Origin of the sequence: Bacillus sp. LBG-1-113, from assembly GCF_020708615.1 — a bacterium.
Taxonomy (GTDB): Bacteria; Bacillota; Bacilli; order Bacillales; family Bacillaceae; genus Bacillus; species Bacillus mojavensis.
The window spans coordinates 32,737-55,424 of sequence record NZ_JAJFDG010000014.1; the positions used below are offsets into that span (position 1 = coordinate 32,737).

Genomic DNA, 22,688 nt, shown 5'->3' on the forward strand with positions numbered 1-22,688 from the left:
AATGAGATTAGATAAATTTTTAAAAGTATCACGGCTGATTAAACGACGTACACTAGCGAAGGAAGTAGCTGATCAAGGCAGAATCTCCATTAACGGAAATCAGGCTAAAGCAAGTTCAGACGTAAAACCTGGAGATGAATTAACGGTCCGCTTCGGCCAAAAGCTTGTAACGGTTCAAATAAATGAGCTCAAAGACACGACGAAAAAAGAAGAAGCCGCGAACATGTATACAGTGCTAAAGGAAGAAAAACTCGGCGAATAGGCTTGTTCTAAAAGAAGCCCCCGCCTCATACAATGCAGTAATAATGCTAAAAGTATCGAGGATATGGGGGCTGAATAGATGAATTCATATTATGAGCAAAAAGGTTCTTCGTCTGTTCCGGAACAGCATGATGTGACAATGAAAGGCCGGAAACATTTAGATATTTCTGGGGTTAAGCATGTTGAAAGCTTTGATAACGAAGAATTCCTGCTGGAAACAGTGATGGGAATGCTCTCAGTCAGAGGCGAAAACCTTCAAATGAAAAATCTAGATGTGGAAAAAGGGATTGTTTCGATCAAAGGCAGGGTATTTGATTTAGTGTATTTAGACGAGCAACAAGGGGATAAAGCTAAAGGGTTTTTTAGCAAGTTGTTTAAATGACGCTGACAACACAATTCTATACAATGCTGGCGATGTCCGGTATGGGCCTCTGGCTTGGCGCGTCGCTTGATACGTACAGGCTCTTTGTCATTCGTGCCAGAACAGCCAGATGGCTTTTATTTATTCATGATATTCTTTTCTGGATTGTGCAAGGGCTGCTCTTCTTTTATGTCTTGCTTCATGTAAATGAGGGAGAATTCAGGCTGTACATTTTTTTGGCGGTTCTGCTAGGCGTTGCGACGTATCAAAGCCTTTGCAAACGAATCTATATAAAAATACTGAAATTCGTCATTTATCTTTTTGTTTCTGTTTATCAATTCTTAAAGAAGCTCATTCAGCACGTGTTATTTCGTCCTATTGTGTGGACATGCGGAGTCATCATCTGGCTGGTCACGTTTCTCTTTCAGAGAACATACCGCCTGATCGTGTTTCTCTTGTTATGTCTTTATAAAATAGTCATGGTTCTGTGTTTTCCGATCCGCTTTATCGTTAAACAATGTATGAAACTTCTTCCTGAAAAACTGCGTCTAACTTTCAGACGATATTTTCAAAAAGGTGCAGGATTTCTAAAAAAGAAGAAGAAACTATTGGTAACCATAAGAACGACCATTACACGTTTTTTGAAGAGATGAAAGGAGGACCGTCTGATTTGAATTTTTCCAGGGAACGAACGATAACTGAAATACAAAACGACTATAAAGAAAAAGTAGAGCGGCAAAATCAGCTGAAGAAAAGAAGAAGAAAAGGGCTGTACAGACGGTTGACTGTATTCGGCGCCCTCGTATTTCTGACGGCAATTGTACTGGCAAGCTCAGTATGGAGCCAAACATCTTCCCTTAGCGCAAAAGAAGAAAAGAAAGAACAGCTTGAAAAAGAACTGAAGAATTTAAAGACAAAGCAAACAGATTTAAAAGAAGAAATATCCAAATTAAAAGATGAAGATTACGTCACAGAGCTTGCCAGAAGGGACTTATTCATGTCTGGAGACGGTGAAATAATTTTTAATGTGGAGAAGAAGAACAAGTAGCCTTGTTGACACTTAAATTTTTATTTAGGTATAATTAAGCAAACGATCTTTTTATAAGCCTAAGGAGGAGCACTTTTTTTATGTCGATTGAAGTGGGCAGCAAGTTGCAAGGGAAAATTACAGGTATTACAAATTTTGGAGCATTTGTTGAATTGCCTGGAGGCTCAACCGGTCTCGTTCATATCAGTGAGGTAGCCGATAATTATGTTAAAGACATTAATGATCACTTAAAAGTCGGCGACCAAGTTGAAGTGAAAGTCATCAACGTTGAAAAAGACGGGAAAATTGGTTTATCTATTAAAAAAGCTAAAGACCGTCCGCAAGCCAGACCTAGAAATGATTTCCGTCCGAAAGAATCTTTTGAACAGAAAATGAACAAGTTTTTAAAAGATAGCGAAGATCGCTTGTCATCTTTAAAACGCAATACGGAATCAAAACGTGGAGGGCGCGGAGCAAGAAGAGGATAACTTGCTGCTTTCTATAAATAAATGAAGCATCCGTTCTTCCCAACGGGTGCTTTTTTTATATGCTCTTTTCAAGGTAAGAGTCAGAAAATTATAACATTAAAGTTTCTGTTGACGAAAAGGACAAACCTTTGTATTATATAACTTGTGCTTAGAAGCACCAAACATTATGGCGGTGTAGCTCAGCTGGCTAGAGCGTACGGTTCATACCCGTGAGGTCGGGGGTTCGATCCCCTCCGCCGCTACCATATTTGTTAGGCCCGTTGGTCAAGCGGTTAAGACACCGCCCTTTCACGGCGGTAACACGGGTTCGAATCCCGTACGGGTCATACTGAAAATCGGTTTCTGTTACAGAAGCCGATTTTTTTCATTTTTAGACATCTTTCTGGAAATTCTCCGCATAAACGAATTTCAGGGCAGAAACCGTCGAAGACTTCTTTGGTATACTTACCTTCTTTTGACAAAATCCTATCTGTGCTTTCGCTATAATGACAGGCAACGAATATAACAGGTGGGAGATGAGAGAAATGGAAAAAGCAGAAAGAAGAGTGAACGGGCCAATGGCGGGACAAGCTTTTGAAAAACTCCAATCGTTTTTTAACAGGGGAGCGAAGCTGGTGACTCATCATTTGCATTCACTGTTTTTCTATAAAGGATTCATTTATGTCGTCATCGGATTTTTGCTTGGACGAGCTTTCATATTATCCGAGGTCCTTCCTTTCGCCCTTCCTTTCTTTGGGGCAATGCTTCTGATCAGAAGAGACAAGGCGCTGTATGCAGTGCTGGCTGTGCTTGCAGGTGCAATGACAATTTCTCCGAAGCACTCATTACTGATATTAGCGGCGTTGCTTGCATTCTTCGTGTTTTCTAAAGTAGCATCCTTTATCACAGATGATCGTGTGAAAGCACTTCCGATTGTCGTGTTCTTCTCCATGGCGGCGGCAAGATTCGGGTTTGTTTACGCCCAGAATGGCGCGTTTACAACCTATGATTATGTGATGGCTGTTGTAGAAGCGGGGCTTTCCTTTATTTTAACGCTGATTTTTCTCCAGAGCCTTCCGATTTTTACAGTGAAGAAAGTAAAACAATCCTTAAAAATAGAAGAAATCATTTGCTTTATGATTTTGATTGCTTCGGTGCTGACCGGACTAGCAGGCTTGTCCTATCAAGGGATGCAGGCAGAACATATACTGGCCCGTTATGTTGTATTAAGCTTTTCCTTCATCGGCGGTGCAAGCATCGGCTGTACAGTGGGTGTCGTGACGGGCCTGATTCTCGGCTTGGCCAATATCGGAAATCTCTATCAAATGAGTCTGCTCGCTTTTTCGGGCTTATTAGGCGGTTTGCTGAAAGAAGGAAAAAAAGCAGGTGCGGCAATCGGGCTGATTATCGGATCGCTTCTTATTTCTCTATATGGAGAAGGCTCTGCCGGTCTGATGACAACGCTCTATGAGTCATTAATAGCAGTCGGCCTGTTCCTGCTTACGCCTCAGTCCATTACAAGAAAAGTGGCGAGATATATTCCGGGCACTGTGGAACATCTTCAGGAGCAGCAGCAATACGCGAGAAAAATCAGAGATGTCACTGCTCAAAAGGTGGACCAGTTCTCCAATGTATTTCATGCATTGTCAGAAAGCTTTGCAACCTTTTATCAAGCGTCTGACGAACAAACAGATGACAGCGAGGTCGATCTGTTTTTAAGCAAAATTACAGAGCATTCCTGTCAAACGTGCTACAAGAAAAACAGGTGCTGGGTTCAGAACTTTGATAAAACATATGATTTAATGAAACAAGTTATGCTTGAAACAGAGGAAAAACAGTATGCTTCAAACCGAAGGCTGAAAAAAGAGTTTCACCAGTATTGCTCTAAATCGCGTCAGGTTGAAGAGCTGATAGAGGATGAACTTGCCTATCATCATGCGCATTTAACCCTTAAGAAGAAAGTGCAGGACAGCAGGCGGCTTGTGGCTGAACAGCTTTTAGGTGTTTCAGAGGTCATGGCAGACTTTTCTCGGGAAATAAAAAGGGAGAGGGAGCAGCACTTTATCCAAGAAGAACAAATTATTGATGCGCTTCAGCATTTTGGAATAGAGATTCAGCAGGTGGAGATTTACAGCCTTGAACAGGGGAACATTGATATAGAAATGACAATCCCATTCAGCGGACATGGAGAAAGTGAAAAAATCATAGCGCCTATGCTTTCTGACATTTTGGAAGAGCAGGTTCTCGTGAAAGCCGAGCAGCATTCTCCTCATCCAAATGGATACAGCCATGTCGCGTTTGGCTCAACCAAATCGTACAGAGTGTCTACGGGTGCGGCTCATGCAGCGAAGGGCGGCGGCCTTGTCTCCGGCGACAGCTACAGCATGATGGAGCTGGGCGCAAGAAAATATGCAGCTGCTATCAGTGACGGGATGGGCAATGGCGCAAGGGCTCACTTTGAAAGCAATGAAACGATTAAACTTCTTGAAAAGATCCTTGAATCAGGAATAGATGAAAAAATAGCAATCAAAACAATCAACAGCATACTGTCTCTGCGGACAACGGATGAGATATATTCCACGCTCGATCTTTCTATTATCGATCTGCAGGATGCGAGCTGTAAGTTTTTAAAGGTTGGATCAACACCGAGCTTTATCAAACGGGGTGAGCAGGTGATGAAAGTCCAAGCGAGCAATCTGCCAATCGGCATTATTAACGAGTTCGATGTTGAGGTTGTGAGTGAACAGCTGAAGGCGGGAGACCTCCTGATCATGATGAGTGACGGTATTTTCGAAGGCCCTAAACATGTGGAAAATCATGATTTATGGATGAAGCGCAAAATGAAAGGGTTAAAAACGGATGATCCGCAGGAAATTGCTGACTTACTTATGGAGGAAGTGATTCGCACAAGGTCAGGCCAAATTGATGATGATATGACAGTTGTTGTCGTCCGTATTGATCACAATACACCAAAGTGGGCGTCTATTCCAGTTCCGGCCATCTTTCAAAGCAAACAAGAAATTTCATAACGCTTCCGTATAAATCAATTTTCTTCTGGCGATGATGGAACTATATGAATCTGAGAATCATCGTATTCTCCAGGAGGAATGAATGTGAACAACGGACGTTTGAATCAAATTCTGCTGATAACGGATGGCTGCTCAAATCACGGTGAAGACCCGCTTGCTATGGCTGCTTTTGCTAAAGAGCAAGGGATTACAGTAAATGTCATAGGTATAATGGAAGAAAACAAAATTGACCAAGAGGCTATGAAAGAAGTCGAAGGGATTGCGCTTGCTGGAGGCGGCGTGCATCAGGTCGTCTACGCATCACAGCTTTCGCAAACGGTTCAGATGGTAACAAAAAAAGCAATGACGCAAACCCTGCAAGGGGTGGTGAATCAAGAACTGAAGCAAATCCTAGGAAAGAATGTGGAAATGGAGGAGCTTTCTCCGGAAAAACGCGGCGAAGTCATGGAAGTGGTAGATGAACTGGGAGAAACGGTGCACCTTCAGGTTTTGGTTCTCGTTGATACAAGCGCTAGTATGGCGCCAAAGCTCCCTACAGTGAAAGAAGCACTGATTGACTTGTCCGTGAGTCTTAACTCCCGAATAGGGAATAACGAATTTGCGATGTGTATATTTCCCGGGAAAAAACAAGAGGTCGAGCTTGTGCTAAATTGGACACCGAAGCTGCAATCTCTTTCCACACTCTTTGCGAAGCTATCGACAGGCGGCATCACGCCGACAGGTCCGGCGATTCGTGAAGCAACACAGCAATTCGAAAAAATCCGCTCAAGAAGGAGCATGCTGGCAGATGATGAACGACACTTTGACGAGTTTGGCATGTAGCCTCAAGCCGGGAACGAGAGTGAAAGGCAAGTGGAATGGAAATACTTACACATTGCGTAAACAGCTTGGAAAAGGGGCCAATGGAATTGTGTATTTGGCAGAAGCATCAGATGGACATGTTGCCTTAAAGGTAAGTGATGACAGCCTGTCTATTACTTCTGAAGTGAATGTCTTAAAATCTTTTTCAAAGGCCCAGTCCGTAACGATGGGGCCTTCTTTTTTTGACACTGATGATGCCTTTATTCCCAGCGCTAATACAAAGGTTTCGTTTTATGCAATGGAATACATAAAAGGCCCATTGCTTTTACAATTTGTCAGTGACAAAGGAGCAGAATGGATTCCGGTTTTGATGATTCAACTGTTAACCAGCTTATCCGTGCTTCATCAGCAAGGATGGATATTCGGCGACCTTAAGCCGGATAATCTGATTGTCACTGGCCCGCCGGCAAGAATCCGCTGCATAGATGTAGGGGGAACAACCAAGGAGGGCCGGGCAATAAAAGAGTATACCGAGTTTTACGACAGAGGATATTGGGGGTATGGGACGAGAAAAGCAGAGCCCTCTTACGACTTGTTTGCGGTTGCTATGATTATGATCAACTGCGTACATAAAAAGGAATTCAAAAAAACAAGCCAGCCAAAGGAACAGCTGCGGTCTTTAATCGAAGGCAGTCCGGTGCTGCAAAAGTATAAAAAAGTGCTTGTTGCTGCTTTAAATGGCCATTATGATTCCGCTGACGAGATGAAAAGAGAGATGCTCGCAGCAGGGCAAAAGGCAGCGCAGAGAAAACAAGCTGGAAAAACGCCAAATTCGACGCAATCTATCTCAAGACAAAGACAGCAAAACATGCGCCAGGGAAAAGTTACACAGACGAGATATGCACCTAAAAAGAAAGGCTCAAAGTCCGGAGGGTTATTCGAAACGGCTCTTATCGTAATCAGTGTTTTGGCGCTTTATTTCGCTTACATTATCTTTTTCCTTATTTGATAGCCGCAATCTGCAATACCCATGCTTCTTCTTTGCTTGGAAGGATTGAAAGTGATAGGATATGAATATCTTTAAAATACCTGCTCATTGTGAGGAGGACATTGTGAACAGTGTCAAAGATTTTTTTATCAAACACAATCTTACGTTAAAAGGGGCGACAATTATTGTAGGCGTTTCCGGCGGTCCGGATTCGATGGCTCTCCTTCACGTGCTTCATGCGTTATACGGCCGTTCAGCCAATGTGATTGCGGCTCACGTTGACCACCGGTTCAGAGGGGCGCAATCTGAGGAAGACATGCGTTTTGTCCAAGCGTATTGTGAGGCTGAACAGATCAAATGTGAAACGGCTCAAATCAATGTAACTGCATATGCTGAGAAAAACGGTCTCAATAAGCAGGCAGCTGCCCGTGATTGCCGATATCAGTTTTTAAAGGAAGTGATGTCCAAGCATCAAGCGGATTATCTTGCACTTGCTCATCATGGAGATGATCAGGTCGAAACAATGCTTATGAGACTGGCCAAAGGCACACTCGGAGCTGGACTAGCCGGCATGCAGCCGGTAAGGCGGTTTGAAACGGGACGGATTATCAGACCATTTCTAGCCATTACAAAAGAAGAGATCCTTCATTATTGCCATGAAAACGCTTTGAGCTACCGGACGGACGAAAGCAACGCCAAAGATGATTACACTAGAAACAGATTCAGAAAAGCAGTGCTCCCTTTTTTGAAACAAGAATCACCGGATGTGCATAAAAGGTTTCAGAAAGTAAGCGAAGCACTGACTGAAGATGAGCAATTCTTACAGTCATTAACGAAAGAAGAAATGAATAAAGTAATCACAAGCCAGTCTAAAATATCAGTTGAAATCAATTCCTCTCAATTGCTTGCCCTCCCGATGCCTTTACAAAGAAGAGGAGTTCAACTAATATTAAACTATCTTTATGAAAACGTTCCATCATCCTTTTCAGCTCATCATATTCAGCAGTTTTTGGATTGGGCGGATAAGGGCGGTCCTTCAGGAGTGCTGGACTTTCCGAAAGGACTGAAGGTGGTCAAATCATATCAGACATGTTTGTTTACATTTGAACAATGGCAGTGGAAAAATGTTCCCTTTGAATATCAAATAAGCGGAGCTGCCGATGAGACGGCAGTGCTTCCAAACGGATTTCTGATAGAGGCAAAGCGTAACGCGGAATCTCTTGAAGGACATGGGAATTCTGTTTTTATTACAAGTCAAGATAAGGTGAGATTTCCCTTGACGATCCGGACAAGAAAAGCCGGCGATCGGATAAAACTAAAAGGGATGAACGGCTCGAAAAAGGTAAAGGATATATTTATTGATAAGAAATTGCCTCTCAAAGAAAGAGACAACTGGCCGGTTGTGACGGATGCAAGCGGTGAAATTATCTGGATACCGGGCTTGAAAAAATCCATTTTTGAAGATCTTGTGATTCCAAACAGTGACCGCATTGTATTACAATATAGACAGCATGAAAAGTGTAGGGGGCAAGCATAATCATGATGAAACATGATATTGAAACAGTTCTGATCTCAGAGGAAGAGATACAAGAGAAAGTAAAAGAGTTAGGTGCAGACTTAACAAGCGAGTATCAAGATAAATTTCCGTTGGCAATCGGTGTGTTAAAAGGAGCTCTTCCTTTTATGGCGGATCTTATCAAGCATATTGATACATATTTGGAAATGGATTTCATGGATGTATCAAGCTACGGAAAATCTACGGTTTCATCTGGAGAAGTAAAAATCATAAAAGATTTGGATACATCTGTAGAGGGCCGGGACATCTTAATTATTGAAGATATCATCGACAGTGGGTTAACCTTAAGTTATCTAGTAGAGCTCTTCCGATACCGTAAAGCAAAATCAATTAAGATTGTTACCCTTTTGGATAAACCAAGCGGAAGAAAAGCGGACATTAAAGCAGACTTCGTCGGCTTTAAAGTTCCTGACGCGTTTGTAGTGGGTTACGGACTTGATTATGCTGAGCGCTATCGCAATCTGCCTTATATCGGAGTGTTAAAACCGGCAGTTTATGAAAGCTGATCGGCAGCCTGCTTCCGAGATGGTTATTGGTTGTATTGGAATGATTTTCTATGGTACTATTGAACATAGTTGTGCTTACTGTGGGAGGAGGTAAGGAATGAATCGGGTCTTCCGTAATACCATTTTTTATTTACTTATTTTATTAGTAGTAATCGGGGTTGTGAGCTACTTCCAGACCTCAAATCCGAAAACAGAAAATATGTCGTACAGCACGTTCATCAAAAACCTGGATGACGGGAAAGTTGATAGCGTGTCGGTTCAGCCTGTCAGAGGTGTTTATGAGGTAAAAGGACAGCTGAAAAATTACGACAAGGATCAATACTTTTTGACTCATGTTCCTGAAGGAAAGGGAGCAGACCAGATCTTTAATGCTTTAAAAAAGACAGATGTAAAGGTTGATCCCGCTCAAGAAACAAGCGGATGGGTGACGTTCCTGACGACCATCATCCCATTTGTCATTATCTTTATTCTGTTCTTCTTCCTGCTCAATCAAGCTCAAGGCGGCGGCAGCCGTGTCATGAACTTTGGTAAGAGTAAGGCGAAGCTATATACAGAGGAAAAGAAACGCGTCAAATTTAAAGACGTTGCAGGGGCAGACGAGGAGAAACAAGAACTCGTGGAAGTTGTTGAATTTCTGAAAGATCCCCGCAAGTTTGCCGAGCTTGGCGCAAGAATTCCTAAAGGTGTGCTTTTAGTCGGACCTCCGGGTACCGGTAAAACACTTCTAGCAAGAGCATCAGCCGGTGAAGCCGGTGTGCCATTCTTCAGCATCAGCGGATCTGATTTCGTTGAAATGTTTGTAGGTGTCGGTGCTTCCCGTGTGCGTGACTTGTTCGAAAACGCGAAAAAGAATGCGCCTTGTTTGATCTTCATTGATGAGATTGACGCAGTCGGACGCCAGCGTGGAGCGGGTCTCGGCGGCGGACACGATGAACGTGAACAGACGCTCAACCAATTGCTTGTTGAAATGGACGGATTCAGTGCCAATGAAGGAATTATCATCATTGCCGCAACGAACCGTGCGGACATCTTGGACCCAGCCTTACTCCGTCCGGGACGTTTTGACCGTCAAATCACAGTGGACCGCCCAGATGTAATCGGACGTGAAGCTGTATTGAAAGTCCATGCGAGAAACAAACCGCTGGATGAAACGGTAAACCTGAAATCGATTGCCATGAGAACACCTGGTTTCTCAGGCGCTGACTTAGAAAACCTATTGAATGAAGCTGCTCTTGTGGCGGCTCGTCAAAATAAGAAAAAAATCGATGCTCGCGACATTGATGAAGCTACGGACCGGGTTATTGCCGGACCAGCTAAGAAAAGCCGCGTCATTTCGAAGAAAGAACGCAATATCGTGGCATATCATGAAGGCGGACACACCGTTATCGGACTCGTTTTAGATGAGGCTGATATGGTTCATAAAGTAACGATTGTTCCTCGGGGTCAGGCTGGCGGTTATGCCGTTATGCTTCCAAGAGAAGACCGTTACTTCCAGACAAAGCCGGAGCTGCTTGATAAAATTGTCGGTCTCTTGGGCGGACGTGTTGCTGAAGAAATTATCTTTGGCGAAGTCAGCACAGGAGCGCACAATGACTTCCAGCGTGCGACGAATATTGCAAGACGAATGGTTACAGAATTCGGTATGTCAGAGAAACTGGGACCGCTCCAATTTGGACAGTCTCAGGGTGGCCAGGTATTCCTAGGCCGTGATTTCAACAACGAACAAAACTACAGTGATCAAATTGCCTACGAAATTGATCAGGAAATTCAGCGCATTATCAAAGAGTGTTACGAGCGTGCGAAAACAATCCTGACAGAAAATCGTGACAAGCTTGAATTGATTGCTCAGACGCTTCTGGAAGTTGAAACACTGGATGCTGAACAAATCAAACACCTTGTCGATCATGGAACATTGCCTGAGCGTAAGTTCTCTGATGATGAGAAGAACGATGATGTGAAAGTAAACATTCTGTCAAAAACAGAAGAAAAGAAAGACGATACAAAAGAGTAACGCTTTCTGATAAAAACTGCCGGCTGACGCTGGCAGTTTTTTTATGTGAATCAGCCTCTGCTGCCGTCTTTTCAATCAGCCAATCATGGTGTCGATTTGTTTACAAATGAGCCGCCGATCGTGTATGGTATTGTAGAATGTTTGTAAAAGTACTGATAGAGAAACTATTCAAAAGTGGTGATAGAGGTTGTTACTTGTTATTGATGTGGGGAACACCAATACTGTACTTGGTGTATATCATGATGGTGAATTAGAATATCACTGGCGTATAGAAACAAGCAGGCATAAAACAGAAGATGAGTTTGGGATGGTTCTGCGCTCTTTATTTGATCACTCCGGTCTCATGTTTGAACAAATAGAAGGCATTATCATTTCTTCAGTTGTGCCGCCAATCATGTTTTCGTTAGAGAGAATGTGCACAAAATACTTTCATATCGAACCGCAAATTGTCGGTCCTGGTATGAAAACCGGTTTAAATATAAAGTACGACAATCCGAAAGAAGTCGGAGCTGACAGAATCGTTAATGCTGTTGCGGCAATCCACTTATACGGCAATCCTTTGATTGTTGTTGATTTTGGTACAGCCACAACGTACTGTTATATCGATGAAAACAAACAATATATGGGCGGAGCGATTGCGCCAGGAATTACAATTTCGACAGAGGCGCTGTACTCGCGTGCGGCAAAGCTTCCGCGTATTGAAATCGCCCGTCCTGACAATATTATCGGAAAAAGCACTGTAAGCGCGATGCAATCAGGAATTTTATTTGGCTATGTCGGCCAAGTGGAAGGAATCGTAAAACGAATGAAATGGCAGGCAAAACAAGAACCGAAAGTCATTGCGACAGGCGGCCTTGCGCCATTAATCGCAAACGAATCAGATTGTATAGACATCGTTGACCCATTCTTAACCCTAAAAGGGCTGGAATTGATTTATGAACGAAACCGCGTGGGAAGTGTATAGGAGGTTTTGTAATGGATTATTTAGTAAAAGCACTGGCATATGACGGAAAAGTTCGCGCATATGCTGCAAGGACAACTGATATGGTGAATGAAGGGCAGAGACGGCATGACACATGGCCGACAGCATCCGCTGCACTGGGCCGTACAATGACAGCTTCACTCATGCTTGGTTCTATGCTGAAAGGTGATGATAAGCTGACAGTGAAAGTTGAAGGCGGCGGGCCAATCGGCGCGATTGTTGCTGATGCGAATGCTAAAGGGGAAGTCAGGGCATATGTCTCAAACCCGCATGTTCATTTTGATTTGAATGAACACGGCAAGCTGGATGTCAGACGCGCTGTCGGAACAGATGGAACATTAAGTGTTGTAAAAGATTTAGGCCTACGCGAATTCTTCACAGGACAAGTAGAAATTGTTTCCGGAGAACTGGGAGAAGATTTCACGTACTATCTTGTATCATCGGAGCAGGTTCCTTCATCTGTAGGTGTCGGCGTGCTTGTTAACCCAGACAATACCATTTTGGCGGCAGGAGGTTTTATTCTTCAGCTTCTTCCGGGAACAGATGATGAAATCATCACAAAAATTGAACAGCGTCTATCTGTAGTAGAACCTATTTCTAAACTGATTCAAAAAGGGCTTACACCGGAAGAAATTTTGGAAGAAGTCTTAGGAGAAAAGCCTGAGATTCTGGAGAACATGCCTGTTAAATTCCATTGCCCTTGTTCAAAAGAGCGTTTTGAAACAGCCGTTTTAGGACTAGGCAAAAAAGAAATTCAAGATATGATAGAAGAAGATGGACAAGCCGAAGCAGTATGCCATTTTTGTAATGAAAAGTACTTATTTACAAAAGAAGAGCTGGAAGAGCTTCGAGACCAAACGACCCGCTAAGCTCTTTAGCGGGTTTTTTGAATTTAAGAAAAGGGGCTGACAGTAAATTTGAAATCAAGAACAATCTGGACAATCATTTGGGGCGCGCTGCTGGTATGCTGTATCGCGGTAGCATATACACTGACGAAATCTCAAGCCAGCGCTTCCCCGTCCAACGAGTCCATTGCTACTATTGGAGGCAAAAGCGTCACAAGAGAAGAATGGCTGAAGGAAATGGAAGATGAATACGGAAAATCAACACTCGAAGATATGATCAATGTCCGCGTGGTTGAGCAGCTTGCCAAAAAGAACGATCTCAAAGTATCTAAGAACGAAATTGAACGGGAATTTCTGCTGATTAAGGCGGTAAACAATTCATTTTACGAAGACGAGCATACAACTGAAAAAGAGTGGAAAGACCAAATTCGCTATAATATTCTTCTTGAAGAATTATTAACAAGGGATATTGATATTTCAAAGACAGAAATGAAATCATTTTATAATCAAAATAAAGAACTGTATCAGTTTGATGATTCGTATCGTATTCGGCATATTGTTGTAAAGGATGAAGAAGAAGCCAGACAAGTTTTAAAAGAGCTTGAAGGCGGCTCAAGCTTTGAAGCTGTTGCGGCGGAACGATCCACGGACAGATATACGTCACCATACGGCGGAGATTTAGGGTTTGTCACTGAAGCATCAGACAACATTCCGTCATCATACATTGAAGAAGCAAAGACACTAAAACAAGATGAATGGTCAGACGAACCGATCAAGGTAAACAACGGCTATGCGATTATTCAACTGAAAGAAAAGTTAAATGCGAGAACGTTCTCATACGAAGAAGTGAAGAATCAGATTAAACGGCAGATCGCCATGGATCAGTTAGGTGATAAAGCCACTGTAAAATCGCTTTGGAAAGAAGCTGACGTGTCTTGGTTCTATGGGGAAAAAAGAACTAAATGATTGACAAAAAATTTTGAAATTGATAGATTATATACATAATACCAATACAAATAGTCGGAAATTGAGGTGTCAAGAATGGTACGTGTAGCAAACTCCATTACTGAATTAATTGGGAATACGCCAATCGTTAAATTAAATCGCCTTGTTGATGAAAACAGTGCGGATGTATATTTGAAGCTTGAATACATGAACCCTGGAAGCAGTGTAAAAGACCGTATCGGTTTAGCGATGATTGAAGCCGCTGAAAAAGAAGGGAAATTAAAAGCTGGCGATACAATCATTGAACCGACAAGCGGAAATACAGGAATTGGGCTGGCAATGGTTGCTGCAGCTAAAGGTTTAAAAGCGATTTTGGTTATGCCTGACACAATGAGCATGGAGCGCCGCAACCTTCTTCGCGCATATGGTGCTGAGCTTGTGCTGACGCCGGGTGCGGAAGGCATGAAAGGTGCCATTAAGAAAGCGGAAGAGCTTGCAGAAAAACACGGATACTTCGTGCCGCAGCAGTTTAACAATCCATCGAACCCTGAAATCCATCGCCAAACAACAGGTAAAGAAATTGTTGAGCAATTCGGTGATGACCAGCTTGATGCTTTTGTAGCCGGAATCGGAACAGGCGGAACGATTACGGGAGCGGGTGAAGTCCTGAAGGAAGCATATCCTTCCGTCAAAATCTACGCTGTTGAACCGTCAGATTCCCCAGTGCTTTCAGGAGGAAAACCAGGCCCCCACAAAATTCAGGGAATCGGAGCTGGCTTTGTGCCTGACATCTTAAACACTGAAGTATACGATGAAATCTTCCCTGTGAAGAATGAAGAAGCATTTGAATATGCGCGCAGAGCTGCACGTGAAGAAGGAATTCTCGGAGGCATCTCATCAGGTGCGGCCATCTATGCAGCTATTCAAGTAGCGAAAAAACTCGGAAAGGGCAAAAAAGTATTAGCTATCATTCCGAGTAACGGCGAACGTTATTTGAGTACGCCGCTGTATCAATTCGATTAAAAAATCCGAAAAACTCCCGGAGCCCGGGAGTTTTTTTATTTGTGCATCAAATATGCCGTGTCCGCGACGAATCTTATTCTTGGAAGAGAAATTCACTTTTTTCACTCATGATATTGCTTTACAATAAAAAAAGCAGAAAAAGAAAACAGAGGAATGATATAAATGGCACAACGCAGACCGGCAGGCAGAAAAGTACCTTTTCAAAAAGATTCATTCTTGCAACAATATGAGAAACTTTCACAATCCAGAAAACAGCACGTGCTTCTTGAAAGTGCAAGAGGCGGCAGATACAGTATAGCCGGTCTCGATCCAATTGCGACTGTAAAAGGAAAAGACGGAATTACAACCATTAAGCATGGGGATGAGATGCTGTTTGAAGAAGGTGATCCACTACGTGCCTTCCACAGCTGGTTTAAAACGCTGGAAACAGAAACAGATCACGAGCTCCCAGATTTTCAAGGCGGTGCAATCGGGTTTCTCAGCTATGATTACGCCCGCTACATTGAAAACTTTAAAATGCTCTCATTAGATGACCTAGAGACACCTGATATCTATTTTCTTGTCTTTGATGATATAGCCGTCTATGACCATGAAGAACAATCTCTTTGGCTGGTCACCCATGTGAATGACGAGAACGAATCAGCGGACGAAAAGCTGTCCCAGCTCGAACATATGTGGCTGACTGAGCTTCCCGGTGAGCCGTTACATGAGATGACATATACAACTGACGGTTCCTTTGCAGCGCCATTTACTGAAGAAGGATTTTCTCAGGCTGTAGAGAAAATCAAGCAATACATTGCCAGCGGAGATGTTTTTCAAGTTAACCTATCGATCAGGCAGTCGCAGTCACTGTCTGCTCACCCGTATGAAATCTACAAAAAGCTGAGAGAAGTGAATCCTTCTCCGTATATGGCATATTTAGAAACACCGGATTTCCAAATTATTTGCGGATCTCCTGAACTTCTTGTCAGTAAAAAGGGCAAACTGTTAGAGACAAGACCGATCGCAGGCACTCGTTCCAGAGGGAAAACGGATGAGGAAGATGAAGCGCTCGCAAAAGAATTAATCCATAATGAAAAGGAACGCGCTGAGCACGTCATGCTGGTTGATCTGGAACGAAATGATCTGGGCAGAGTTTCACGTTACGGATCAGTGCGGGTTAATGAATTCATGGCAATTGAAAAATACTCCCACGTCATGCACATTGTGTCTAATGTCCAAGGTGAACTGCAGGATGGATACGAAGCTGTCGATATTATTCATGCTGTATTTCCTGGAGGGACGATTACAGGTGCGCCTAAAGTAAGGACAATGGAAATTATAGAAGAACTTGAGCCGACACGCCGTGGGCTTTATACTGGTTCTATAGGGTGGTTTGGATATAATCAGGATCTTCAATTTAATATCGTGATCCGAACCATTTATGCAACCGGAGGGCAGGCGTTTATGCAATCCGGAGCAGGAGTTGTGATTGATTCTGTCCCTAAGCATGAATACAGAGAATCATTCAAAAAAGCTTTTGCGATGCAAAAGGCGTTAGAGCTGAGCGAAGTAGAGACAAAAATTAGATGAGGTGAGCAGAGAAATGATTTTAATGATTGATAACTATGATTCTTTCACGTACAACTTAGTGCAGTATTTGGGCGAGCTTGGAGAAGAGCTGATTGTAAAACGCAATGACGATATCACAATAGAGCAAATTGAAGAGCTGTCACCGGATTTCTTAATGATTTCACCCGGACCGTGCAGTCCTGATGAAGCTGGGATCAGCCTTGAAGCAATTAAACACTTCGCAGGCAAAATCCCTGTTTTTGGGGTATGTCTCGGACATCAGTCTATCGCACAGGTGTTTGGCGGAGACGTGGTCAGAGCAGAGCGGCTGATGCACGGAAAAACTTCAGAAATCGAGCATGACGGCAAGACGATCTTTAAAGGTTTGCAAAACCCGCTTGTGGCGACACGATACCACTCACTGATCGTAAAGTCTGAAACGCTGCCAAGCTGTTTCACAGTAACGGCACAAACGAAAGAGGGAGAAATCATGGCTATACGGCACAATGATCTTCCGATAGAAGGCGTTCAATTTCATCCAGAGTCTATTATGACTTCCTTTGGAAAAGAAATGCTCAGAAATTTTATTGAAACGTACCGCAAGGAAGTCATTGCGTGATGATATATGTAAACGGCCGATTTATAGAGGAGAAAGATGCAGTTCTTTCTCCTTTTGACCATGGTTTTTTATATGGGATCGGTGTTTTTGAGACTTTCAGGCTTTATGAAGGGCGACCGTTCCTGCTTGATTGGCATTTAGAACGGCTTGAACGCGCACTTAAGGATCTGCAGATCGAGTATACTGTGACAAAACAAGAGGTTATTGAGATGCTGGACAAGCTGCTCGGGCTGAATGATATCAAAGACGGCAATGCCCGCGTCAGGCTGAACATATCAGCCGGAATCAGTGATAAAGGCTTCGCTGCTCAAACTTACGATAAGCCGACTGTCTTATGTTTTGTTAACCAGCTAAAACCAGAAAGTCTTCCTTTGCAAAAAGAAGGGAAGGTTTTGTCGATACGGAGAAACACACCGGAGGGGCCGTTCCGGTTAAAATCTCATCACTATCTAAATAATATGTATGCGAAACGGGAGATCGGAAATGATCCGCGGTTTGAAGGGATCTTTTTAACGGAGGATTGCGCTGTAGCAGAGGGCATCATTTCGAATGTCTTCTGGAGAAAAGGCAGCTGTATCTATACACCATCACTTGATACCGGAATTCTTGACGGCGTCACGAGACGTTTTGTCATGGAGAACGCTAAGAGAATAGGAATGGATGTCAAAACCGGCCGCTACCAGCTTGAAGCCCTTTTGACGGCAGATGAAGCATGGATGACCAACTCGGTTCTTGAGATCATTCCGTTTTCTCAAATAGAAGAAGTGACCTATCCGGGCAGAAACGGAGAAATAACTTCCGCTTTACAAACGCTATACCATCAAGAAATAAAGAACATGAATTCATGACAGGGAGGAAGAGAATGGCGCAGCAAACGATAAACCAAACACAAGTAATCCATACCAAACCCAGCGCATTATCATATCAAGAAAAGACGCTGGTGATGGGTATTTTAAACGTAACGCCTGACTCTTTCTCGGATGGCGGAAAATATGACAGCCTGGACAAGGCCCTGTTGCACGCGAAAGAGATGATTGATAACGGTGCGCATATTATTGATATCGGAGGCGAATCGACAAGACCCGGTGCCGAATATGTGTCCGAGGACGAAGAAATGGCCAGAGTAATTCCTGTGATTGAGCGGATTACAAAAGAGCTGGCAGTGCCGATCTCTGTAGATACGTACAAGGCCTCTGTCGCCGATGAAGCTGTTAAAGCCGGCGCTTCGATTATCAATGATATTTGGGGAGCAAAGTATGATCCGAAAATGGCGTCTGTCGCAGCTGAACACAATGTTCCAATCGTTCTCATGCATAACCGCAAAGAAAGAAACTACAACGACTTAATACCGGATATGCTGTCAGATTTAATGGAAAGTGTAAAGATTGCTGTTGAAGCAGGGGTAGAGGAGAAGAACATTATCCTCGATCCCGGTATAGGTTTTGCGAAGGACTATCACGATAATCTGGCAGTCATGAACAAGCTAGAGGTTTTCAGCGGACTTGGCTATCCGGTTCTCCTTGCAACCTCCCGAAAAAGATTTATCGGCCGTGTGCTGGATCTTCCTCCTGAGGAGCGGGCTGAGGGCACAGGTGCAACTGTGTGTCTAGGCATTCAAAAGGGCTGTGACATTGTGAGAGTCCATGATGTAAAACAAATAGCAAGAATGGCAAAAATGATGGATGCAATGCTGAACAAGGGAGGGATGCATCATGGATAAAGTCTACGTAGAAGGCATGGAGTTTTACGGCTATCACGGTGTGTTAAAAGAGGAGAACAAGCTCGGACAGCGTTTTAAAGTCGATTTAACTGCAGAATTGGATTTAAGCAAGGCGGGACAAACAGACGACCTTGAGCAAACCATTAACTATGCCGAGCTTTACCATGTATGTAAAGATATCGTCGAAGGTGAGCCTGTGAAACTGGTGGAAACACTGGCAGAACGTATTGCGGACACTGTCCTGAAGAAATTTCATCGGGTACAGCAATGTACTGTAAAAGTGATTAAGCCAGACCCGCCCATTCCCGGCCACTATAAATCAGTAGCAATAGAAATCACGAGAAAAAAATCATGAACAATATCGCTTATATTGCACTTGGATCTAATATTGGAGATAGAGAAACGTATTTACGGCGAGCGGTGGAGATGCTCCATCACCATGAGGCAGTAACAGTCACAAAAGTGTCTTCTATTTACGAAACAGACCCAGTCGGATACGAAGCCCAAGATGAATTTTTAAATATGGCAGTTGAAATCGAGACGTCGCTGAATCCGTTTCAGCTCCTTGAGCTAACTCAGCATATAGAAAATGAATTGGGCAGGACGAGAGAAGTCAGATGGGGTCCGCGGACGGCAGACCTTGACATTTTACTGTTTAATCGTGAAAATATTGAAACAGAGCAACTAATTGTTCCGCATCCGAGAATGTATGAGCGTTTATTTGTCCTTGCGCCGCTTGCGGAAATATGCAAGTGGGTTGAAAAAGAAGCAAAAAGCGCGGAAACCGACCAAGAAGGTGTAAGAGTATGGAAGCAGAAATCTGGGGTAGACGAATTCGTGCATTCAGAAAGCTGAAAGGTTATACTCAAGAAGGATTTGCAAAAGCATTAGGTATATCAGTTTCCATTCTCGGCGAAATTGAACGCGGAAACCGATTGCCGTCAGCTGCCATCATTCACAGCGCAGCAGATGTTTTAAATATAAGCGCGGACGAATTAGCGCCGCCAGAAAATAATAACAAATGAAAGGAGGGGAAAAATGTTTAAAATCGGTGATATTCAATTGAAAAATCCGGTTGTGCTGGCCCCTATGGCTGGTGTCTGCAACTCAGCATTCAGATTGACTGTAAAGGAATTCGGAGCCGGATTGGTATGCGCTGAAATGGTCAGCGACAAAGCGATTCTTTACAACAATGCCAAAACAATGGGTATGCTTTATATTGATGAACGTGAAAAACCGCTCAGCCTTCAAATCTTCGGAGGAAAAAAGGAAACCCTTGTGGAAGCGGCGAAGTTTGTAGACCAGAACACAACTGCTGATATCATTGATATTAACATGGGATGTCCGGTACCCAAGATTACAAAATGCGATGCGGGAGCGAAATGGCTTCTGGATCCTGATAAGATTTACGAAATGGTTGCTGCAGTAGTAGATGCCGTTGATAAACCAGTTACAGTGAAAATGAGAATGGGCTGGGATGAAGACCACATTTTCGCCGTGAAAAACGCACAGGCTGTTGAGCGTGCGGGCGGAAAAGCAGTTGCGCTTCATGGCCGTACAAGAGTGCAGATGTACGAAGGAACTGCAAACTGGGATATTATCAAAGAAGTAAAAAAGTCTGTATCGATTCCGGTCATTGGAAACGGTGATGTCAAGACGCCGCAGGATGCTAAGCGTATGCTTGATGAAACAGGAGTGGACGGTGTCATGATCGGTCGCGCCGCACTGGGCAATCCGTGGATGATTTACCGTACAGTTCAATACCTTGAAACAGGTGAATTAAAAGAAGAGCCGCAAGTACGTGAAAAAATGGCGGTATGCAAACTGCATCTTGACCGCTTGATTAACTTAAAAGGTGAAAATGTAGCGGTAAGAGAAATGAGAAAACATGCTGCGTGGTATCTGAAAGGCGTAAGAGGAAATGCGGAGGTTCGGAATGGAATCAATCATTGCGAGACAAGAGAAGAGCTTGTACAGCTTTTAGATGCATTTACTGCTGAAGTTGAGGCAAAAGGGCTTCAAGACGCAAAAGTAGGATAATACTCACCTCTATTTGCTGCTCACTGCCAGTTTTATGCTGGCAGTTTTTCTGCTTTTTTCATGAGACAATATCTGTAATGGAGTGATAACAATGAGTCAAGAAGAGCATAATCATGAAGAATTAAACGACCAGCTGCAAGTCAGACGCGACAAAATGAACCAGATGAGAGAAAACGGTATAGATCCATTCGGCGCACGTTTTGAAAGAACTCATCAATCTGAGCAAATTATTGCGGCATATCAAAATCTAACGAAAGAAGAGTTAGAAGAAAAAGCGATTGAAGTCACAATCGCAGGCCGTATGATGACAAAGCGCGGTAAAGGAAAAGCCGGCTTCGCGCACCTTCAGGATTTAGAAGGTCAAATTCAAATCTACGTAAGAAAAGACAGTGTCGGTGACGACCAATATGAAATCTTTAAATCTTCCGACCTTGGTGACCTTATCGGCGTAACCGGAAAAGTGTTCAAAACAAATGTAGGCGAACTGTCTGTAAAAGCAACATCATTTGATTTGCTGACAAAAGCGCTTCGTCCGCTGCCGGATAAATATCATGGTTTAAAAGACGTTGAGCAGCGCTACCGTCAACGCTACCTGGATCTTATCGTAAATCCGGACAGCAAACATACGTTCATCACACGAAGCAAGATCATTCAAGCGATGAGAAGATACCTTGATGATCACGGATACTTAGAAGTAGAAACACCAACTATGCACAGCATTCCAGGGGGAGCCTCCGCGCGTCCGTTCATTACCCATCATAATGCTTTAGATATTCCGCTCTACATGCGTATTGCGATTGAACTGCATCTGAAACGCTTGATTGTCGGCGGTTTAGAAAAAGTATATGAAATCGGCCGTGTTTTCCGTAATGAAGGCGTCTCTACACGCCATAACCCAGAATTCACAATGATTGAATTATATGAAGCGTATGCTGACTATAAAGATATCATGAGCTTAACTGAAAACCTTGTCGCACATATCGCACAAGAAGTGCTTGGCACGACGACAATCCAATACGGCGAAGAACAAATTGAACTGAAACCTGAGTGGAAAAGAATCCATATGGTTGACGCAGTCAAAGAAGCGACAGGCGTTGACTTCTGGGAAGAGGTAACTGTTGAGCAGGCCCGTGAATATGCAAAAAAGCATGGTGTAGAGATTAAAGACTCTATGACAGTGGGCCATATTATAAACGAATTCTTCGAACAAAAAATCGAGGAAACGCTTATCCAGCCGACGTTTATATATGGGCATCCAGTAGAAATTTCTCCTCTTGCTAAGAAAAATCCAGAGGACCCGCGCTTCACAGACCGTTTTGAACTGTTTATCGTAGGCCGTGAGCATGCAAATGCATTCACAGAGCTAAATGACCCTATTGATCAAAGAGAGCGTTTTGAAGCCCAATTAAAAGAACGAGAAGAGGGTAATGATGAAGCTCATTTAATGGATGAAGACTTCGTTGAAGCCCTGGAGTATGGCATGCCGCCAACAGGAGGCTTAGGCATCGGGATCGATCGCCTCGTCATGCTGCTTACGAATGCTCCTTCGATCCGAGATGTACTGTTATTCCCGCAAATGAGACAGCGCTAATGTTAAAGAGCGTCAACCTTTCTAATAGAAGGATGACGCTCTTTTATAATTCCTTTGGTTTTTCTTCAAAAAAACTATTGCACTATTATTTACAAGGTGGTATATTATTATTCGTTGCCGCTAAACAAGGCGATGACAAAAAAATAACTTCAAAAAAGTTATTGACTCCAATAAGACAAAGAGTTATAATAATAAAGTCGCTTAGACGAAGTGACAAAATGATCTTTGAAAACTAAACAAGACAAAACGTACCTGTTAATTCAAGTTTTAAATAAATCGCACAGCGATGTGCGTAGTCAGTCAAACTACTTTATCGGAGAGTTTGATCCTGGCTCAGGACGAACG

General features: G+C 43.2%; 24 protein-coding genes and 2 tRNA genes. All 26 read left to right on the plus strand.

The annotated features are described in order from the left end of the window. Position 1: 1 nt before the first annotated feature. The 26 genes from LJF29_RS20225 to lysS all read left to right on the plus strand — a co-directional run bounded on the left by LJF29_RS20225 (position 2) and on the right by lysS (position 22,343). Positions 2-262, plus strand: coding sequence for an RNA-binding S4 domain-containing protein (locus LJF29_RS20225; RefSeq protein ID WP_010332709.1), 261 nt, complete (start codon positions 2-4; stop codon positions 260-262). Positions 263-340: 78 nt separating this feature from the next. Next, positions 341-643 carry a sporulation protein YabP gene (gene yabP, locus LJF29_RS20230; RefSeq protein ID WP_004264638.1) on the plus strand — a complete coding sequence of 101 codons (303 nt, stop codon included), beginning with the start codon at positions 341-343 and terminating at the stop codon, positions 641-643. Then, the gene (yabQ, locus tag LJF29_RS20235; protein WP_229150225.1) at positions 640-1,275 is read left to right on the plus strand and encodes a spore cortex biosynthesis protein YabQ; all 636 of its coding nucleotides are present in this window, start codon (positions 640-642) and stop codon (positions 1,273-1,275) included. The genes yabP and yabQ overlap by 4 nt, the downstream gene beginning before the upstream one ends. Positions 1,276-1,292: 17 nt before the next feature. Then, positions 1,293-1,670: a cell division protein DivIC gene (gene divIC, locus LJF29_RS20240; RefSeq protein ID WP_010332711.1), complete on the plus strand. Its 378-nt coding sequence runs from the start codon at positions 1,293-1,295 to the stop codon at positions 1,668-1,670. Positions 1,671-1,750: 80 nt separating this feature from the next. Then, positions 1,751-2,137: a S1 domain-containing RNA-binding protein gene (locus tag LJF29_RS20245; RefSeq protein WP_003218379.1), complete on the plus strand. Its 387-nt coding sequence runs from the start codon at positions 1,751-1,753 to the stop codon at positions 2,135-2,137. 168 nt (positions 2,138-2,305) lie between these two features. After that, positions 2,306-2,382 (plus strand) — tRNA-Met (locus LJF29_RS20250). Positions 2,383-2,391: 9 nt separating this feature from the next. Continuing rightward, positions 2,392-2,463, plus strand: a tRNA-Glu gene (locus LJF29_RS20255). 198 nt (positions 2,464-2,661) lie between these two features. Beyond that, positions 2,662-5,145 (plus strand): stage II sporulation protein E, encoded by a 2,484-nt coding sequence (spoIIE, locus tag LJF29_RS20260; RefSeq protein WP_010332712.1) that lies wholly within the window; start codon positions 2,662-2,664, stop codon positions 5,143-5,145. Positions 5,146-5,229: 84 nt separating this feature from the next. Next, positions 5,230-5,967: a VWA domain-containing protein gene (locus LJF29_RS20265; RefSeq protein WP_010332713.1), complete on the plus strand. Its 738-nt coding sequence runs from the start codon at positions 5,230-5,232 to the stop codon at positions 5,965-5,967. Beyond that, on the plus strand, positions 5,933-6,955 hold the full coding sequence (locus LJF29_RS20270) for a serine/threonine-protein kinase (protein WP_229150226.1): 1,023 nt from the start codon (positions 5,933-5,935) through the stop codon (positions 6,953-6,955). The genes LJF29_RS20265 and LJF29_RS20270 overlap by 35 nt, the downstream gene beginning before the upstream one ends. 103 nt (positions 6,956-7,058) lie before the next feature. After that, the gene (gene tilS / locus LJF29_RS20275; RefSeq protein ID WP_229150227.1) at positions 7,059-8,471 is read left to right on the plus strand and encodes a tRNA lysidine(34) synthetase TilS; all 1,413 of its coding nucleotides are present in this window, start codon (positions 7,059-7,061) and stop codon (positions 8,469-8,471) included. 2 nt (positions 8,472-8,473) lie between these two features. Beyond that, entirely contained in the window at positions 8,474-9,016 is a 543-nt protein-coding gene (gene hpt, locus LJF29_RS20280) for a hypoxanthine phosphoribosyltransferase (protein WP_038954341.1), read from the plus strand. 97 nt (positions 9,017-9,113) lie between these two features. Continuing rightward, positions 9,114-11,027: an ATP-dependent zinc metalloprotease FtsH gene (gene ftsH, locus LJF29_RS20285; RefSeq protein ID WP_010332717.1), complete on the plus strand. Its 1,914-nt coding sequence runs from the start codon at positions 9,114-9,116 to the stop codon at positions 11,025-11,027. A gap of 187 nt (positions 11,028-11,214) precedes the next feature. After that, entirely contained in the window at positions 11,215-11,991 is a 777-nt protein-coding gene (locus tag LJF29_RS20290) for a type III pantothenate kinase (protein ID WP_010332718.1), read from the plus strand. A gap of 11 nt (positions 11,992-12,002) precedes the next feature. Further along, entirely contained in the window at positions 12,003-12,878 is an 876-nt protein-coding gene (hslO, locus tag LJF29_RS20295) for a redox-regulated molecular chaperone HslO (RefSeq protein WP_229150228.1), read from the plus strand. A gap of 48 nt (positions 12,879-12,926) precedes the next feature. After that, entirely contained in the window at positions 12,927-13,820 is an 894-nt protein-coding gene (locus LJF29_RS20300; RefSeq protein ID WP_229150229.1) for a peptidyl-prolyl cis-trans isomerase, read from the plus strand. 75 nt (positions 13,821-13,895) lie between these two features. Beyond that, positions 13,896-14,822: a cysteine synthase A gene (cysK, locus tag LJF29_RS20305; RefSeq protein WP_010332721.1), complete on the plus strand. Its 927-nt coding sequence runs from the start codon at positions 13,896-13,898 to the stop codon at positions 14,820-14,822. A gap of 162 nt (positions 14,823-14,984) precedes the next feature. After that, positions 14,985-16,394, plus strand: a complete 1,410-nt coding sequence (locus tag LJF29_RS20310) for an anthranilate synthase component I family protein (RefSeq protein WP_229150230.1) — start codon at positions 14,985-14,987, stop codon at positions 16,392-16,394. Positions 16,395-16,407: 13 nt separating this feature from the next. Next, positions 16,408-16,992 carry an aminodeoxychorismate/anthranilate synthase component II gene (pabA, locus tag LJF29_RS20315; protein WP_168746768.1) on the plus strand — a complete coding sequence of 195 codons (585 nt, stop codon included), beginning with the start codon at positions 16,408-16,410 and terminating at the stop codon, positions 16,990-16,992. After that, a complete protein-coding gene (gene pabC, locus LJF29_RS20320; protein ID WP_010332724.1) occupies positions 16,992-17,840 on the plus strand; it encodes an aminodeoxychorismate lyase in 849 nt (282 codons plus the stop codon). The genes pabA and pabC overlap by 1 nt, the downstream gene beginning before the upstream one ends. Positions 17,841-17,854: 14 nt before the next feature. Next, positions 17,855-18,712, plus strand: a complete 858-nt coding sequence (gene folP, locus LJF29_RS20325) for a dihydropteroate synthase (protein ID WP_010332725.1) — start codon at positions 17,855-17,857, stop codon at positions 18,710-18,712. After that, positions 18,705-19,067 (plus strand): dihydroneopterin aldolase, encoded by a 363-nt coding sequence (gene folB, locus LJF29_RS20330; RefSeq protein WP_229150231.1) that lies wholly within the window; start codon positions 18,705-18,707, stop codon positions 19,065-19,067. The genes folP and folB overlap by 8 nt, the downstream gene beginning before the upstream one ends. Beyond that, positions 19,064-19,567: a 2-amino-4-hydroxy-6-hydroxymethyldihydropteridine diphosphokinase gene (gene folK / locus LJF29_RS20335; protein ID WP_168746770.1), complete on the plus strand. Its 504-nt coding sequence runs from the start codon at positions 19,064-19,066 to the stop codon at positions 19,565-19,567. Before folB ends, folK begins: the two co-directional genes overlap by 4 nt. Further along, complete coding sequence (locus tag LJF29_RS20340; RefSeq protein ID WP_010332728.1) at positions 19,519-19,737, plus strand: helix-turn-helix domain-containing protein; 219 nt, start codon at positions 19,519-19,521, stop codon at positions 19,735-19,737. Before folK ends, LJF29_RS20340 begins: the two co-directional genes overlap by 49 nt. 13 nt (positions 19,738-19,750) lie before the next feature. Continuing rightward, a complete protein-coding gene (dusB, locus tag LJF29_RS20345; protein ID WP_229150232.1) occupies positions 19,751-20,752 on the plus strand; it encodes a tRNA dihydrouridine synthase DusB in 1,002 nt (333 codons plus the stop codon). Positions 20,753-20,843: 91 nt separating this feature from the next. Then, positions 20,844-22,343: a lysine--tRNA ligase gene (gene lysS / locus LJF29_RS20350; protein WP_229150233.1), complete on the plus strand. Its 1,500-nt coding sequence runs from the start codon at positions 20,844-20,846 to the stop codon at positions 22,341-22,343. Positions 22,344-22,688: the final 345 nt, after the last annotated feature.

Excerpts from the sequence above, each read along its gene's own strand:
- LJF29_RS20270 (WP_229150226.1), top strand. The coding sequence starts at position 5,933 with ATGATGAACGACACTTTGACGAGTTTGGCATGTAGCCTCAAGCCGGGA.
- yabQ (WP_229150225.1), top strand. The coding sequence starts at position 640 with ATGACGCTGACAACACAATTCTATACAATGCTGGCGATGTCCGGTATG.
- LJF29_RS20340 (WP_010332728.1), top strand. The coding sequence starts at position 19,519 with ATGGAAGCAGAAATCTGGGGTAGACGAATTCGTGCATTCAGAAAGCTG.
- yabP (WP_004264638.1), top strand. The coding sequence starts at position 341 with ATGAATTCATATTATGAGCAAAAAGGTTCTTCGTCTGTTCCGGAACAG.
- LJF29_RS20310 (WP_229150230.1), top strand. The coding sequence starts at position 14,985 with ATGGCACAACGCAGACCGGCAGGCAGAAAAGTACCTTTTCAAAAAGAT.
- hslO (WP_229150228.1), top strand. The coding sequence starts at position 12,003 with ATGGATTATTTAGTAAAAGCACTGGCATATGACGGAAAAGTTCGCGCA.
- folK (WP_168746770.1), top strand. The coding sequence starts at position 19,064 with ATGAACAATATCGCTTATATTGCACTTGGATCTAATATTGGAGATAGA.
- lysS (WP_229150233.1), top strand. The coding sequence starts at position 20,844 with ATGAGTCAAGAAGAGCATAATCATGAAGAATTAAACGACCAGCTGCAA.
- cysK (WP_010332721.1), top strand. The coding sequence starts at position 13,896 with ATGGTACGTGTAGCAAACTCCATTACTGAATTAATTGGGAATACGCCA.
- LJF29_RS20225 (WP_010332709.1), top strand. The coding sequence starts at position 2 with ATGAGATTAGATAAATTTTTAAAAGTATCACGGCTGATTAAACGACGT.
- spoIIE (WP_010332712.1), top strand. The coding sequence starts at position 2,662 with ATGGAAAAAGCAGAAAGAAGAGTGAACGGGCCAATGGCGGGACAAGCT.
- hpt (WP_038954341.1), top strand. The coding sequence starts at position 8,474 with ATGATGAAACATGATATTGAAACAGTTCTGATCTCAGAGGAAGAGATA.
- folP (WP_010332725.1), top strand. The coding sequence starts at position 17,855 with ATGGCGCAGCAAACGATAAACCAAACACAAGTAATCCATACCAAACCC.
- ftsH (WP_010332717.1), top strand. The coding sequence starts at position 9,114 with ATGAATCGGGTCTTCCGTAATACCATTTTTTATTTACTTATTTTATTA.
- dusB (WP_229150232.1), top strand. The coding sequence starts at position 19,751 with ATGTTTAAAATCGGTGATATTCAATTGAAAAATCCGGTTGTGCTGGCC.
- LJF29_RS20245 (WP_003218379.1), top strand. The coding sequence starts at position 1,751 with ATGTCGATTGAAGTGGGCAGCAAGTTGCAAGGGAAAATTACAGGTATT.
- folB (WP_229150231.1), top strand. The coding sequence starts at position 18,705 with ATGGATAAAGTCTACGTAGAAGGCATGGAGTTTTACGGCTATCACGGT.
- pabC (WP_010332724.1), top strand. The coding sequence starts at position 16,992 with ATGATATATGTAAACGGCCGATTTATAGAGGAGAAAGATGCAGTTCTT.
- pabA (WP_168746768.1), top strand. The coding sequence starts at position 16,408 with ATGATTTTAATGATTGATAACTATGATTCTTTCACGTACAACTTAGTG.